Genomic DNA, 16098 nt, shown 5'->3' on the forward strand with positions numbered 1-16098 from the left:
GTCAACACTTCACTTCATTATAATGCTATATCCAAATATTAAATATATCTTTATTTTATGAGTTTAATATAAGAACGGTCATCAAAGGATACATTTCCTTTTCTTAATCCCTTTGTAGTTGGTATGAGTTGATAGCATAACGGATCATTTTTTAATAAGTGTCTTAAAGCGTTTTCAGATTCTCGAAGACTTTCCTTCAAAATCAGAAAACCATCACTTGCTAATACGATCTCTGAGGCATTTCTAACATCTACAACTTTAATCATATTCGTTATCACGGGAAATCCGTCTATTACTGTGTATGATAGCGGAGATGATAGCTGATTGTTTTGGTACCGGTATTGCTGCTGAAGGAACGGTTTAAGATCATTGCTACTTAAGTCCTCATTTAGTAAATCCAAGATGTCGCAGGTCAATAAATATTCACGAATGATGGAGCTCCTCATGGCAGCTAATAACGTATCGACCAATTTTTCATTGGTAATATGCCTGCTATCAATCAGACAATGACAATCCCCCACAAACCATATTTCCTGCCTTTTGTGACTGTAAATGATTATATTTGCGCCCATTCGCTTATGAGGAAAAGTATAAACCTCCTCAAGGATATCATTTTTTTCATAGTATCCTTTGACGTAATCTGTTAACTGTGCAACCGCTTCAGAACAAGTTACCATGCTTAAAAACCCTCTAATACAATCAGCTAACAGCTCGGTACATAATTTAGCTGGAGACACCCCAGAATAAAGACTCTTATTCAGAGGTGTCATTCCATCAATTACTGCTACAAAATAGTCTGTTATAACTATTTTATCTTCATTATCTACTTCGTTCCCTGTTTTCGCCTGAGTGAATTGTTCAATGATGGAATAGCTCAATACTGATCCTCCTACTTTCTCTAAATACTAATTTCCTTCGATTTGCTAAACTTAAAGAAGATTAATAGGGTAATGATCGTCGTTACGGTCAAAATAGTAGACAGAGCCGCGGCTGTCCCATAGCTTGCTCGTATAACTTCGGAATAAATGGCGACTGACATAGTCCTTGTATGTCCTGTGTACAAGATGATTGAGGAACTCAGCTCATTGATGACCGTAATCCAGCTCAGGAGAGCACCAGCTAAGACGCCTGGCATCATTAATTTTGCTGTAATATTAATGAAGGTTTTAAATTGAGAGTAACCTAGGCTTATAGATGCTTCTTCAAGGCTCGGACTTAACTGATAAATAATCGCTGCGCTTGAACGCATGGTATAGGGAAGACGCCGGATTACATAAGCAACGATCAATATAGCTGCGCTTCCGCTGAGCATAAGCGGCTGATCATTAAAGGTAACCAAAAGGGTAATCCCCAAAACAGATCCAGGAATAATGTATGGAAACATCGCGATCGTATCCAATAACGAAGTGAAAACATTTTTTCTTCTTACAGAAACATAAGCAATCAGCATTCCTAAAATAATGATAATAATAATGGCTACCCCGCCATACAGAAACGTATTCAAAATTGAATCACCCATTCTGTCCATGACTGTAATATAACTGTCAAATGAGTAGCCCGAAACGAAAATGGAACCCTGTGTTTTTAGAAATGAGGTATATATAACCGTAACCTGTGGAATGATCGCAATCGCAATCGTAAGATAGATAAAACCATGCGCAAGAAAATTCTTCATACCTTTTATTCTCACTGGCTTAATTGGACGCAGCGAACTCATTTCAAAGGATTTTTTATTAACGATATATTTTTGTCCAATGAAAAAAACGGCCGTAATCACAATCATAATTGAGCTTAATGCAGCAGCAAAGTATGCATTACCGCCAACCTCACTAATGAATTCCGAATAAATTAAAACAGGCATCGTGGAGAAGCCCTCACCGATCAGCATTGGTGTACCAAAGTCAGCTAACGCATTCATAAAGACTAGTAAAGCACCAGCAAGAATCGTCGGCAGGATTAACGGTAGAATCAATGTGTATACCTTTCTAATCCCCGTGGTTCCAAGACTTTCAGCTGCTTCAATCAATGATGAATCCATTTTCTTAAGCGCACCCGATACATATAGATAAATGAAAGGAAACAGCTTAAAGGTAAAAACAATCAAGATTCCGGCAAAGCCATATATACTGGGTGTATGAATGTTGAAGTGTTCTCTGAAAAAAGTCGAGACCACCCCGCTTCTCCCTAATAATAGAATCCAAGAATAGGCACCGATAAACGGCGGCGAAAGCACCGAAATAATAATTAATATTTCAAGAATAAATTTTCCTTTGATTTTTAGCGTAGTCATTAAATAAGCCAAAGGAACTCCAAGTAAAACTGCCAATATCGTTACTAAAATGGTAATGGAAAAGCTATTAAGCAATGCTTCGTAATAATACTTCTTTTCAAAGAAGGTTTGATAGTTTGCAAATGTAAAGGTGTTATTCGCTGGATCCTTAAAGCTATTTATAATGAGTGAGGATAAGGGATAAACCAAGAAAATGATAAAGATAGCTAAACAAAGGATAATCATGATATTCCAAAAATCTAAATTGATTTTAAATTTCTTTCTATTCATATTTCTTCACTCCTTCGATAAGGCTTTGCTCACCATCCTCCGTGAATACATTTATTTTATCCACTAATAAGGCCAGCTTAATAGATTGATTTACATCAAAGAAATGCTTGGCTGTATTAGTATCCTGACTAAGCTCAACTCTGCTTTCATTAGGCAGCTTAATTTCGTAATTAATGTATTTACCAAGGAAATTCCTGAAAACAATTTTCCCATCAATCCCTTCATCCGACTCTGCAATAGCAAACTCTTCTGGACGAACGGCAACAGTAACAAGCTGACCATCTTCAACGTCACTGCTTAGGTTAGTCATTTCAAAGCTAAAGCCCCCTTCAAGAATGATGATATCTTTGCCGGCAGCTTTCTTCACTTTTCCTTTGAATAGATTAGAATGACCAATGAAAGTCGCCACAAATTTATTTGCTGGACGCAGATAAATCGTAGTTGGTGCCCCGACTTGCTGAATGACCCCGTTGTTCATGACCGCAATTCGATCAGATATGGCTAGCGCTTCCTCTTGATCATGTGTCACGTAAACCGTTGTAATTCCAATCTTTTGTTGAATTTCATTAATGGCACGCCGCATATCTATTCGCAACTTAGCATCTAAATTTGACAGCGGTTCATCCATTAATAAGACCTTTGGATGAATAACAATAGCTCTAGCCAAAGCTACCCGCTGCTGCTGTCCCCCTGAAAGCATGGCCGGCAGACGGTCCTGGTACTGAGTAATTTGCACAGTTTCAAGAATATCTTCTAAGCGCTTCGCTTTTTCTACTTTAGATAATTTACGCGCATTCAATCCGTATTTCACATTATCCTTAACGGACATATGGGGAAAAATTGCATAGCTTTGAAACACCATGCCAATGTCCCGTTTATTGACTGGAATATGATTAATTATCTGTTCATTAAACGAAATGCTGCCTCCATCCACACTATGAAAGCCCGCAATCATCCGAAGCAAAGTCGTCTTTCCACAGCCAGAAGGCCCCAGCAAGGTAAAGAGCTCGCCCTCTTTAATTTTTAACGAAAGCTGGCTAATCACTGTAAGTTCTCCATATTTTTTGGTTACATTATCAAATGTTATTTGTGTCGGCATTCGTTTTCCTCCTATTAAAGAGCCGCCTTTGCTCTAAAGAGAGAGTGACGGCTCAACTTTCTTTTTTCTTAGTTGCTGGTGAAAATATCTTTGTATTCATTCAACATATCTTCTTTATGTGCATTGGACCATTCTTCATCATCTTTAATGATTGTAATTTCACTTAAGTCTTTCATTCCAGTCGTTTTATCAATACTTACATCTTTAAGGATTGAACGTCTGTTTAATTCAGAAGTAAGTTTCTGCTGAACTTCCTTGCTTGTTACATAATCTACGAATTTCTCAGCACTTTCTTTATTGCTGGCATTCTTGATAATGCCCATGCCGTCAGCTTTCGCGATGACACCTTCCTTAGGATAAATAATTTCTACAGGTGCACCATTTTTAATATAGTTCAGTGCTGCTTCTTCAAAAGTTAATCCGACGGTATATTCCCCATCAGCTACCCCTTTATAGACAGCGGATGATCCGCTTAGCAGTTTGCCATCTAAGTTTTTAATCAGCTTAGTAACATAATCCCATCCTTTTTCTGGATCACCATTTCCCATCGCAAATAATTGATTGATTAATTGCTCCAATGAAGAAGAAGATTTTGACGGATCTGCATTGGCAATTTTACCTTTTAGCTCTTTATTGAGTAAATCCTCATATCCTTCAATCTTAATATCACCGATTAAATTCTTGTTCACCATAATCACACTTGGAACGACAGAAAACCTAGTAATATAGCCATCTTTATTTTTAAACTCATCAGCTACCTGGTCGTCATTAGCTGAAGTAAACTTTTCAAACAACTCTTTATTCGAATCCAGCGTAGAAATGGAACCACCCCAAAATACATCTGATAAAGGATTATTCTTTTCTGATTCAACCCGCTTCAACAGCTCACCCGAACCAGCAGAGATCAATTCCACTTTGATACCGGTTTCATTTTCAAAATCCTTAATCAACGGCTCTGTGAATTCAAGCGGATGTGGAGAATATACCGTCAATTCATTTGATTTTTTCCCATCACTCGACTTATCGTCCGATGAACACGCCGCTAGTGAAAGCGCTAACAATAAACATAAAAATATGATTTTGCTTATACTTTTTTTCATTTCCCACACTCCCTTTTAGTTATATCCTAACTTTACTGGTAACTTAGCCTCTAAACAATCCACAAAACAGTTTAAACTATCCGAAATTATGAACTACGACTTGTATATATACGCATAAAACACCAATACCAATTGGTCGGTTTTATTCTGCCTTTCCTATAAAAAATGGGATTGCCTCTATTCTTTCAAAGGAGGGAATCCCATTTTAATTTATTTTACGAGGAGAAATTGTTGCTGCGGTAAAATGCCCAACACATTCCGGAAGAGTAGACATTAATAAAGTAATCAATGAACCCCCCCTGCGTCTTAGAAACGGCTGAAAAGATTAGCAATAACCTCGAATTCAAAATTATCCAATAAAACAAGAGGGATTTTTTCAAAATCTAAGGGTATTTAATATAGGGATGATTTTTTTCCCCAATGATGAGGATGCGCGATTTCTTGAATTCGTGAAGCATAACTATGAAAAGCAGCTACCTGAAAAGTCCAGAAAACTTATATATTTTAAAAGGGACAAGGAACGTGATTTTGCGATCTTATCCCTCTTCTTAGGAAGCGGCATCCGGGTAAATGAGTTATCCAACTTAAGGCTACGGGACTTGGATTTTGAGGAAAAACAAATACACGTTTTACGTAAGGGTGGAAAAAAGGATGTAGTGGCAGTATCCCCTCCGTCTATGCAGGACATAAAAGATTACCTAACCGTGCGAACGGAACGTTATAGGGGATCAAAAGTCCAGATTTAATAAAAGATAATTCCACACCTACATCTAATTCATGTATGTTTACTTTTTTTATAAAGAAAGAAAAAATGAAAGAGGGAGAACAAATCATCTGGATGACTTGTTCTCCCTCTTTTTTAGAATCCCTTAGGTAGGCATGACGAAGGAATGATAGGGCCTGGGAGGAAAAGCTACCAGGGGCGGCGTTGGAAAATGTTCATAACAAGTTAAAAAATGGAGTTCTAATATTTAATTTAAAAAACTCGGATTCAAATCTTTAATTCTTCTCTCCGAACTCTTTTCCTGCTGATTTTTGATCCTTTATTTTAAAAGAAATGAGGAAGCTAATTATCGAAAGTACAGCGATGACAATAAATGAAATTTGCGCGCCATACATATCAGGATGGACTATCTCGGGACGCTGCTGAGCATTTTCGGTAGCTGATGTCATTACAGTAACAAGTATTGCTGTACCTACAGATGCAGCAATCATTTTCATCGTATTATCCATTGCTGCACCATGGGCAATTAACCGTTTAGGCAGCTGGTTTAAGGCGGCCGTTGAAACAGGCATCATAACCATGGCTAATCCGAACATCCGAACACTGTACATTACCATAATAAATGTAAAACTTGTCGAAGGACCAACATCTATATAAGTAAAGGAGGAAGCGGTTATGAGGAGTAATCCGCCAATAACCAACCACCTGGCCCCAATCCGGTCAAAAATACGTCCAATGAACGGGGACATTATTCCGGTAATAAGTGCTCCAGGGAGTATGGCTAATCCAGCTTCAAACGCAGTAAATCCTCGCATGTTTTGCATAAATAGTGGGATAAGCGTTTCGGCACCTATCAGACCCATAAAGGTAATGGCTCCAATAATAATGGCAAGCGGGAATAATGAATACGTGAACACACGGAACTCCAGCATTGGATGCTTCAATCGCAATTGCCTTTTGATAAACCAAACAAGTGAAATTGTTCCAATGCCTAGGGATATGATAGTACTCTCGTCTGTCCAGCCATAATTACCAGCAGCTGTAAATCCATACAATAATCCACCGAAACCCACGGAAGATAAAACAATCGAAAGCACATCCACTTTTGGCCGTGTAACTTCTGTTACATTTTTTAAAGCGAAGAACGCAACTATGATATCAATAATAGCAATTGGAAGAATGATAAAGAATAACACCCTCCATGAGTAGGTCTCGGTAACCAATCCCGACAAAGCGGGCCCAATAGCCGGCGCGAAGGAAATGACCAGACCGACCAGTCCCATAGCTGCACCCCGTTTATGAACAGGGAAAATCATTAGGAAGACTGTTTGCATTAACGGGAGCATAATTCCGGCTCCGCTCGACTGAATCACCCTTCCTAGCAGCAGCATTCCAAAATTAGGAGCTAGCCCCGCTACCAATGTACCAGTAGCAAAAATCCCCATGGCTGAAAGGAAGAGCTGTCTGGTGGTAAAGCGCTCCAGTAAAAACGCGCTCACAGGGATCATGATCCCATTGACCAGCATAAAAACGGTTGTTAGCCACTGTGCACTATTTGCCGTAATATTCATTTCCTCCATTACAGGAGGTATCGCGGTAATCATTAATGTTTGATTCAAGATCGCAATAAATGTACCCGCGAGCAAAAGGGCAACAATTGTTGACTGTTTACTATTTGTTGAACTCAATTATGATCCCCCTTTACGATTAGGAAAAAAACATACTTTTGTAGATTACACGAATTTACATCAGATATCCACTTATTTGCTGTTAAAATGAAAGCAATAAAGTCGGCATTAAATAATTACTTTCCCTACAAAATAAAAGGGGATTTCCTTTGAAGAACCAGCTGCAATTGATGTACTTTCTATTGGCCTGGTCATAGGGTTGCTGTCACAGACCGCAAAGTAGCAGATAAGTAGAGAGATGATGGGGAACACAGGAGCAAAGTGTATGCTCCTTATGTTGTTTATAGGGTCCGTTTCTGAATAGCTCTGTATAAAAAAACCTGTGAAATAATTCCTTTAATGGAGTATTCCTTACTGTCATACATTCGTAGGACCAAGACTATTTTATCCTTGGTTATATATGATCTCATCTTTCAAGTAATTTTTCGTTTCTCGGTTTCTTCTTGTATAAATATTGTCAACTAAGGATAATGTCATTTTATAAAGTAGGTTACCGCTTGATGAATGGCCAGAGTGTTCTTATCTTTAGTCTTCCCTACCCATTTCGTCATTTACATTGTATCCCCTTGTAGAATATAAGTTTTGTGCTGAAATTAAAAAAGAGCACTTTGAAAATACCGATGCTCTTTAAATAGTAAAAAATAAAATTATTATTTATTATTTTCTGATTCTTATACCTTTTCATTGTGCTATCACAAATATAAAGGTGTATTTCCATTCCTGTTTAGTAATCTTTTTTTCACCAACCAAGCGCCTCCCATAATTCCTGCATCATTTCCTAACGTGGCATTGGCTAACTCCACTCCTTGCAATACTCTTGGAAAAGCAAAACGAGTAAATTGCTCTTTTAAAGGTACTAACAGTGCATCCCCTGCTTTGGAAACTCCTCCACCAATGATAATTTTCTCAGGATTTAAACCATTCGCAAGATGAGCTAATGCTAATCCTAAATAAAGGGTAACTTTCCCAATCACTCTATTAGCTAATTCATCACCCTCATTCGCTACTTCAAATACTAGCTCAGATGATAATATTTGATGTTCATTGTAAAAATCCCTCAGTCTACTTGGTGTCTCGGTAAAAGATAATTCTTCAATCGCTAAACGAACAATACCTGTGGCAGATGCTATGGTTTCAATACATCCCGTTTTCCCACAATTACAAGGTGCCCCATCCTCTACGAGAGAGGTAATATGCCCTATTTCGCCACCTGCCCCATTTATTCCATGTACAATTTGCCCATTGGAAATAATTCCACCACCAACGCCCGTTCCCAAGGTGATACATAATAAATCATTTGACCCTTGTCCAGCACCTTTCCACATCTCCCCAATGGCTGCTGCATTTGCGTCATTATCAACTATGACTGGCAAAGATGTTCCCATTTCAAGAAGATCCTTCAAAGGAAAGTTATTCCACCCTAAGTTAACTGCGACATCAATAGAACCATTCCCCAAGTTAACAGGACCGGGTGCTCCAACCCCAATACCAATTAACTTCTGTTTTTCTTGCCCCAACTCACTTAATGTTTGATCTATTGATTTAGCCATCTCCTTAGGAATATTTTTCCCTTTTTCATTTATATTGGTAGGGATTTCCCATTTATATATAATCTCACCATTTTGATTGATAAATGCCATTTTAATAGTTGTACCGCCTATATCTGCACCCACTAACCATTTTTCATCCATCAATACTCACCCTTTTTCATTCAAGTTGGCAAGGAACTGTATGCCTTCACCTTACGGCAAGTTAAGATTAAATTCGTTAATCTTGTACTAGCTATCGACTATACAGCTTTACTTTTTTATATAGTAATTAAGAAGTTTAACTCCTATCTTTCCTTGTTCAATCGAAATTTTTCTAGAGCTACGATAGCCCTTTGTTCATCGTCTCCATCTGCAGTAAATTTAAACTCCTTTGCCATGTCTAACTGTCAGGGCCATTCCCCCGATATTACTTTTCTCAACTACCTTTTTTCCTTTTTCACAATATTAATGTCACTGTTAAAAGATGATGCTTTTCCTACAAATTTCAGCACCAGATCGAGATTGGAGTCCATGACGAAGAAGTACGTCAATTTTTTTCTACCATTAATCCTTACTCTACCCTTACTAATTTATCTATATTTTTAATTGAAATTAAAAAACTTATTTCTCGTAGTTCATACATCTGTTATAAGACACCAGCTTCTCTTCTTTTATGTGTTTTCATAGGAAGTGGAATACGAGTCTCCGTTTTACTATCAAAGAAGTGTACCTTGTTCATGTCTATAGCTAATTTCATTTGTTGACCTGCTTTCACTTCTGTACGAGCATCCACGCGCGAAACAAAGTTCTGATCATTAATTTGTGAATAAACCATTATTTCAGCACCCATTAATTCTGCCACTTCCACTTTAATATTTATTGTTGTATTCGGTGAGGCATCAACGAAAATCAGCTCATCATGAAAATCTTCTGGACGTACACCTAAAATTATTTGTTCACCTATATATCCTTGCTCACGTAATCCTTTCATTTTTCCCTCTGGCACCTCAATACGTACCGGTCCGATATGGAAGATACCCTCTTTTAAGGTACCACTAAAGAAGTTCATCGCAGGAGAACCAATGAACCCGCCAACAAATACATTTGCAGGTTCGTCATATACTTCTTTTGGTGCACCCACTTGTTGAACAATTCCATCTTTCATAACAACAAGACGAGTTGCCATGGTCATCGCTTCTGTTTGATCATGCGTTACATAAATTGTGGTGGTTTGTAAGCGTTGATGTAGTTTAGCAATTTCAGAACGCATTTGGACACGCAGTTTTGCATCCAAATTGGACAAAGGTTCATCCATTAAAAATACTTTTGCATCACGAACGATTGCACGACCTAAAGCAACACGTTGACGTTGCCCACCCGAAAGGGCCTTTGGTTTACGCTGTAAGTATTGCTCTAGACCAAGGATATGGGCAGCCTCTTGTACACGACGATCAATTTCCTCTTTCGCGAATTTACGTAATTTCAGACCGAATGCCATATTGTCATAGACGCTCATATGGGGATATAAAGCATAGTTTTGGAAGACCATTGCAATATCTCGGTCTTTTGGTGCCACGTCGTTGACACGTTTACCATCGATAAAAAAATCGCCTTTTGAAATCTCTTCAAGTCCTGCAATCATGCGAAGAGTAGTTGACTTACCACAACCAGATGGACCAACAAAGACAATAAATTCTTTATCTTCAATCTGAAGGTTAAAATCTTTCACTGCTGTTACGTTTTTATCGTAGATTTTATAAATATGATTTAAACTTAACTCGGCCATTGTTTTCTCCTTCTTGAATCAGATTTTTTAATTTGTAATAGATTAGAATTTTATGATAATTTGATTTTGAATAAATATTGTGATATGGATCAAGTAGATTCATACCACAACGATCTTTCAATAAAATTAACTTGTTATGCCCACCACATCTGTGAAGGTGATTCCTCAATTAAAACCGTTTGTAAGTTTGTCACTGCACGTTCGAATCCCTCATCAATAGACATGATCGCATCTTCATGCTCGATACTTACCACATAATCATACCCGTATGTGCGTAATGCACTCATCATATCTGACCATTCTTTTAAACTATGTCCACAACCAACTGAACGGAACGTCCATGCCCGCGAGCGAACTTCTCCATATGGTTGCATATCGGTTAACCCAAACATATTAATATTTTCTTGATCTAAATAAGTATCTTTGGCATGAAAATGATGAATGGCATTTTCTTTGGCTAAAATCTTAATGGCTGCCACTGGATCAATTCCTTGCCACCATAAGTGACTTGGATCTAAATTCGCTCCAATTGCATCACATGTTTGTTCTCGAAGTTTTAACAAGGTATAAGGTGTATGAACTAAAAATCCTCCGTGCAATTCTAATCCGATTTTCACGTTATTCTCTTTTGCATACTCTCCTACCTCTTTCCAATAAGGAATGAGCTTTTGTTCCCATTGCCAAGTTAAGATCTCACCATATTCATTTGGCCATGGAGTAACCGGCCAGTTTGGGTATTTAGCCCCCTCGTGATCACCAGCTGTTCCTGAAAAGCAGTTGACAACAGGTACATCAAGTAAAGATGCCAGCTTAATCGTTTTACGTAAGGTTTCATTGGATTCTTTTGCAAACCCTTCTTCTGGTGAGATAGGATTTCCGTGACAACTAAATGCACTAATCGTCAATCCACGATCCGCTACTTTCTTTTTATAGCTTTCTCTCGCATTCGCATCTTCTAATAATTCATCTAACGGGCAATGATGGTTTCCTGGATAGCAGCCTGTCCCAATTTCCACGGTATGTAACCCAGCTGTTTGCACTTTATCTAGCATGTCTTCAAATGAATAGTTTGCAAATAGAACAGTAAATACACCCAATTTCACGTTGTTTTCCTCCTATAGGTCCCAAATTCTTAATATGGTAAGATATTTTTATAAAGCAGATTTTAAACTGCTGGCTCTTTTATCGCTAAAAAGGTACTTACAATTTGTTTGGTTTCATGAGATTCAATAGCGGCTAGAATAACAGATAGAGATTTTGCCCCTTCCTCTCCTGAAACGGCTGGCTCTTTATCCTCTACGATAGCATTTACGAATTGTTCAATCACATGTGAGTTGTCTTGGCCGCCCTCATCGTTTGATTGAATTTTGCCAAGCTCATAATTTGCAACCTCACCTGTTGCGTATTGAACGATTAAGGAATACGTTGGATGATCTTCTAAACGAAGAATTCCTTTCTCACCGTAAATAATCGTGGAGTTATCTTCTTGACCCACGTACGCCCAACTAGATGCGAGCGTTCCAATAATTCCACTTTCTGTTTTTAACACACATACTGCGTTGTCATCGACATTAGCAAAATCTTTAGCGTTCGTTTGCACAAATGCACCTACTTCAACGATTTCTTCACCAAGAATGTAACGAAGTAAATCTGTTTTATGCACACCTAAATCTCCCATGGCTCCAATAAACGCTTCATTCTTTTTAAAGAACCAACTCTCTTTACCGTCAACACTCCATTGCTCAGGTCCTCCATGACCAAATGCGGTACGGAAGCTATATATTCTTCCAATTTCACCACATTCAATAAGCTGACGTGCTTTTTGATGGGATGAAACGAAGCGTTGATTGTGACCGATCATAAGTTTTTTGCCACTTTCTTTTGCTGCTTGAATCATAGCCTGAGCTTCTTCTTTTGACGTAGCCATTGGTTTTTCACACAATACATGAACGCCTTTGTTTAAAGCTGCGATTGATATGGGCGCATGCAAATAATTTGGTGTACAAACACTCACTGCATCTACCGTTTCGCTTGCGAGTAATTCTTCATAATTTTTATATACTTTTGCACCATACTGCCTGGAAACTTCAATGGCGCGCTGTTCATCTATATCACAAACTGCTACAATCTCTACTTCTTTATTCATTTTATATTCTGGTAAATGACGAAGTTGAGCGATACTTCCACAACCTATAATCCCTACTTTTACTGTTTTCATAATCAGTTTCCCCTTTAATATCCTTAATTTTTCACTGCAATTCGTTCCAGTGGTGTTGCATTTCCGTATATAGGACGTTTTCTGTCAACTGGGTGTGCCCATTTCACGCCATTTATAATGACACGTTGAATATCTTTATTGTGATATGTTGGATACGTTTCATGGCCTGGTCTAAAATAAAAGACTTTTCCATTGCCTCGTTTATATGTGCAACCACTGCGGAAAACTTCCCCACCTTCGAACCAACTCGTAAAGACTAATTCGTCTGGAGCCGGGATATCAAAATGTTCCCCGTACATTTCTTCGCGTTCTAGCTCGATATATTCTGAAATGCCTTCAGTAATCGGATGACTAGGATCTGTTACCCAAAGACGCTCTTTTTCATCTGCTTCGCGCCATTTTAAATCACAACTTGTACCCATTAATGTTTTGAAAATTTTGGAGAAATGGCCTGAATGCAATACGATTAAGCCCATTCCATCTAATACACGCTGCTTTACCTTTTTAACAATTACATCGTCTACTTCATCGTGAGCTAAATGCCCCCACCAAATCAGCACATCTGTTTCTTCTAATACAGCATCTGTTAAACCGTGTTCGGGATCATCCAATGTAGCTGTTTTTGCATCAAATCCGCTTTCTTTTAAAAATGCTGCAATAGCACCATGAATACCTTCAGGGTAGACTTCTCTTACAACTGGATTTTTTTGTTCATGTCGATTTTCATTCCATACAGTTACTTTTACCATCATAAATACTCCCTCTCATTTTGATTTGATGTATTGAAATTATTATCCGTAAATCTCCAACTTCACAATACATAAGCTGTCGATTTGACTGCCCAACCGCTTTCTAAAGTATTTGCTTTAGAGGTCTGCCTGCCAACCTATCACTCTATGGACTGCACTGAATTAAGTCGTTAAAAACAACGTAAACGTTTACGTTAATGGTACTGTAGTCTTCCTCATAGCGGATAGCGGATAACGGCTGTCAATGCCCGTGAGTTGTGGAACAGCCATTACATCACTTGAACAGAATACGGCTGTAAATGTTGGATAGTCCAAACTTGAACCACCCTTTCTATTCCACGTTGAAGACCATAATACCCATATGTACTCATTTGAATGGTTACCGTAACACCAACATCATTTATAGCGTCCTTAAATCCATTTACACGAGGAATTGTCGAAATGAAATCTCCTTTTGTTCCGGCATTCATCCCAACATCAATTCCTGTTAAAACTTCACTTGTTAATTATTTCGATACTTTGAGAACCAGTAAGCAATATATCTAGTACAACAGCCTTAGCCTGATAACCAATCTCGTCAATCACTTTTCTGAATGCCAGAAACAGATAAAACTGGCTTTCTTTGCTGCATCAATAATTGTAATTTCCACCAACTTTCTACGTAAACGTTTTCTAAAAACACACTAGCACATGTGTAAAACCTTTTCAACGATTTTTCAGATATTTTTGAATTTTATTTATTTTATAAGATATTCTGTTACTGCAAAAAAAAGTGGTATCACCCCTTTATGGGTATATTTGTATAGTGTTTATGGAAAATGAGTGTCTAAGCTTGAAAAGCATGTACAGACAGAAAAATTACTATAAAAAGGGGAACTATTCTTGCACAAATAGCTACTTCAAATCAAAGGATAGAATGACTTATCTGGGGCTTAGATTCAAAGGTAAAAATTTTTTATTCGATTGATGATCAGTCCGGATAAACTATGCTTCTTCCTTCTTGAATAAAACCCGCGCCCGTTAGCTGAAAGAATGTTGTTTTACCTGTACAATTAGCATTAGCAATCTTTTAACTATCTCACGTGAACTTTCGGAAGTCGCGCTTACTTTTATCCACGAACTTCGGCTTTCTAAAGACACATCTTCTATCCTGGAGACTCTTCTTTTTATAGGCTGTGCTTCCTATGATTTCTTTCATTTCCCATCTCCAACGAGTCTGTTTCTCTCCCCTAAGATGGCAGAAATAGTCGCCTATTTTGTGTTGGTAATTTCGGTTTTCTGTGAATGGTTTTTTGATTTCGCTTATGTTAACCTCTCTTCACTCCAACTATTTGCAACTGTATATTTATCATTGTGTATGTGTGTAACATCACATCATATTATGTTTTCGTTTTCTATCTGAGGCATTTGTTTTCGAAAACCTTCATTTACATCTACATCCACCTCTATTAACCCTTTTTTCAAAATATATGCTTCATATATTTTTCATTCACATAATCGTGAAATTAACGGATTAAATGTTTACATATGAAACAAGTCGTTTGACGGAAGTTAGAATATTCAAATTTTGAAATAAATTGTATTGAAAACGCTTTATTTATATGTTAAGGTTTTTTAGAAAACGTTTACGTAGAAAGTTGGTGAAACATGTCGATTACCATTAAAGATGTAGCAAAGCAAGCAAATGTATCCGTTGCGACTGTTTCTCGTATTTTAAATAATTTGCCTGGCTACTCGGATGAAACACAACAACGAGTAAAAAAGGTAATCAAAGAACTTGGTTATCAACCTAATGCCGTTGCAAGAGGTTTAATTAATCGCAAAACAAAAACGATAGGTGTACTCGTTCCCAATGTATCTGATTTATTTGCAAGTGAGGTTTTAGCCGGAATTGAGGAACAAGCTCATGAGTTTGGTTACAGTGTAATGATATGTAAAACCAATCATGATGGTAAACGAACGATCAACTACTTGCAGGCATTGTATGAAAAACGGGTGGATGGAATTATTATCGTCAGTGAATTTATCACGCTAGATTACTATAAAGCGATTGAAACAAACAATGTACCGGTTGTATTAGTGGCAACACAATCAGACTATCCCCTTCCCTTTATTAAAGTAGATGATTATCAAGCTGCTTACGATGCCACGACCTATTTAGTAGAAAAAGGGCATTCACATATTGGAATGATTGCAGGAACAAAAAGCGATATCATTTCGACAACTCCACGTGTAAAAGGCTTTACAGACGCATTAAATCACGTGGGAATAACAGTGACCAATGAAATGATCACGTATGGAGATTTTTCTTTCAAGAGTGGTATTGAGGGGATGGACGATTTATTGAAAAGTTACCCAAAAGTAAGAGCTGTATTTTGTGCAAGCGATGAAATGGCTGTAGGAGCCTTATCACTTTTATATAAAAAAGGAATCAGAGTACCGGAAAGTATATCCATTATAGGATACGATAATACAGCTACAGCTGAGAAGGCCATTCCCCCACTTACGACGGTAGCGCAGCCCTTATATAAGATGGGTAAAGATTCCATTCAACTTTTATTGGATCCATCTTTAAAAATAAACCAGCTTTATCCTCATCATATTGCTGAACGTGATACAGTCCATTCATATAGCGAATAAAGGTT

At 37.8% G+C, this 16098-nt stretch carries 13 protein-coding genes and 1 pseudogene; 2 read left to right on the plus strand and 12 right to left on the minus strand.

The features are described 5' to 3' along the window. Positions 1 to 50: 50 nt before the first annotated feature. From BS1321_RS03290 to BS1321_RS03305, 4 genes are all read right to left on the minus strand, one after another. Entirely contained in the window at positions 51 to 878 is an 828-nt protein-coding gene (locus BS1321_RS03290) for a hypothetical protein (RefSeq protein ID WP_063234592.1), read from the minus strand. A gap of 20 nt (positions 879 to 898) precedes the next feature. Continuing rightward, positions 899 to 2560, minus strand: a complete 1662-nt coding sequence (locus BS1321_RS03295) for an ABC transporter permease (RefSeq protein WP_063234591.1) — start codon at positions 2558 to 2560, stop codon at positions 899 to 901. Then, positions 2553 to 3659, minus strand: coding sequence for an ABC transporter ATP-binding protein (locus tag BS1321_RS03300; protein WP_063234590.1), 1107 nt, complete (start codon positions 3657 to 3659; stop codon positions 2553 to 2555). Before BS1321_RS03300 ends, BS1321_RS03295 begins: the two co-directional genes overlap by 8 nt. A 68-nt stretch (positions 3660 to 3727) precedes the next feature. Continuing rightward, positions 3728 to 4759, minus strand: a complete 1032-nt coding sequence (locus BS1321_RS03305; protein WP_063234589.1) for an ABC transporter substrate-binding protein — start codon at positions 4757 to 4759, stop codon at positions 3728 to 3730. A gap of 404 nt (positions 4760 to 5163) precedes the next feature. Here BS1321_RS03305 and BS1321_RS03310 point away from each other — a divergent pair, with 404 nt between their 5' ends. Continuing rightward, positions 5164 to 5505 carry a tyrosine-type recombinase/integrase gene (locus tag BS1321_RS03310; RefSeq protein ID WP_063234588.1) on the plus strand — a complete coding sequence of 114 codons (342 nt, stop codon included), beginning with the start codon at positions 5164 to 5166 and terminating at the stop codon, positions 5503 to 5505. A gap of 253 nt (positions 5506 to 5758) precedes the next feature. Here BS1321_RS03310 and BS1321_RS03315 read toward each other — a convergent pair whose 3' ends face one another. The 8 genes and pseudogenes from BS1321_RS03315 to BS1321_RS28485 form a co-directional block, all read right to left on the minus strand. Beyond that, complete coding sequence (locus BS1321_RS03315; protein WP_063234587.1) at positions 5759 to 7171, minus strand: DHA2 family efflux MFS transporter permease subunit; 1413 nt, start codon at positions 7169 to 7171, stop codon at positions 5759 to 5761. A gap of 281 nt (positions 7172 to 7452) precedes the next feature. Further along, a pseudogene (locus BS1321_RS28055) lies at positions 7453 to 7578 on the minus strand (recombinase family protein); the annotation flags it as partial. A gap of 285 nt (positions 7579 to 7863) precedes the next feature. Continuing rightward, entirely contained in the window at positions 7864 to 8862 is a 999-nt protein-coding gene (locus tag BS1321_RS03325; RefSeq protein WP_063234586.1) for an ROK family glucokinase, read from the minus strand. 484 nt (positions 8863 to 9346) lie between these two features. Further along, a complete protein-coding gene (locus tag BS1321_RS03330) occupies positions 9347 to 10486 on the minus strand; it encodes an ABC transporter ATP-binding protein (RefSeq protein ID WP_063234585.1) in 1140 nt (379 codons plus the stop codon). Between the two features lie 134 nt (positions 10487 to 10620). After that, a complete protein-coding gene (locus BS1321_RS03335; protein WP_063234584.1) occupies positions 10621 to 11589 on the minus strand; it encodes a sugar phosphate isomerase/epimerase family protein in 969 nt (322 codons plus the stop codon). 62 nt (positions 11590 to 11651) lie between these two features. Further along, on the minus strand, positions 11652 to 12704 hold the full coding sequence (locus tag BS1321_RS03340) for a Gfo/Idh/MocA family protein (protein ID WP_063234583.1): 1053 nt from the start codon (positions 12702 to 12704) through the stop codon (positions 11652 to 11654). Positions 12705 to 12727: 23 nt separating this feature from the next. Further along, complete coding sequence (locus BS1321_RS03345; protein WP_063234582.1) at positions 12728 to 13453, minus strand: ThuA domain-containing protein; 726 nt, start codon at positions 13451 to 13453, stop codon at positions 12728 to 12730. 189 nt (positions 13454 to 13642) lie between these two features. Continuing rightward, complete coding sequence (locus BS1321_RS28485) at positions 13643 to 13768, minus strand: hypothetical protein (RefSeq protein WP_257790332.1); 126 nt, start codon at positions 13766 to 13768, stop codon at positions 13643 to 13645. A 1332-nt stretch (positions 13769 to 15100) separates the two neighbouring features. On the opposite strand from BS1321_RS28485, the gene BS1321_RS03355 reads away from it, so the two are divergent. Beyond that, on the plus strand, positions 15101 to 16093 hold the full coding sequence (locus BS1321_RS03355) for a LacI family DNA-binding transcriptional regulator (protein ID WP_063234580.1): 993 nt from the start codon (positions 15101 to 15103) through the stop codon (positions 16091 to 16093). The last annotated feature ends 5 nt before the right edge of the window (positions 16094 to 16098 follow it).

The sequence above is a fragment of the Peribacillus simplex NBRC 15720 = DSM 1321 genome (assembly GCF_002243645.1).
Classification (GTDB): Bacteria; Bacillota; Bacilli; order Bacillales; family DSM-1321; genus Peribacillus; species Peribacillus simplex.

Coding starts and splice junctions, on each gene's coding strand:
- BS1321_RS03295 (WP_063234591.1), bottom strand. CDS start 2,560: ATGAATAGAAAGAAATTTAAAATCAATTTAGATTTTTGGAATATCATG.
- BS1321_RS03300 (WP_063234590.1), bottom strand. CDS start 3,659: ATGCCGACACAAATAACATTTGATAATGTAACCAAAAAATATGGAGAA.
- BS1321_RS03305 (WP_063234589.1), bottom strand. CDS start 4,759: ATGAAAAAAAGTATAAGCAAAATCATATTTTTATGTTTATTGTTAGCG.
- BS1321_RS03310 (WP_063234588.1), top strand. CDS start 5,164: ATGATTTTTTTCCCCAATGATGAGGATGCGCGATTTCTTGAATTCGTG.
- BS1321_RS03325 (WP_063234586.1), bottom strand. CDS start 8,862: ATGGATGAAAAATGGTTAGTGGGTGCAGATATAGGCGGTACAACTATT.
- BS1321_RS03330 (WP_063234585.1), bottom strand. CDS start 10,486: ATGGCCGAGTTAAGTTTAAATCATATTTATAAAATCTACGATAAAAAC.
- BS1321_RS03340 (WP_063234583.1), bottom strand. CDS start 12,704: ATGAAAACAGTAAAAGTAGGGATTATAGGTTGTGGAAGTATCGCTCAA.
- BS1321_RS03345 (WP_063234582.1), bottom strand. CDS start 13,453: ATGGTAAAAGTAACTGTATGGAATGAAAATCGACATGAACAAAAAAAT.
- BS1321_RS03355 (WP_063234580.1), top strand. CDS start 15,101: ATGTCGATTACCATTAAAGATGTAGCAAAGCAAGCAAATGTATCCGTT.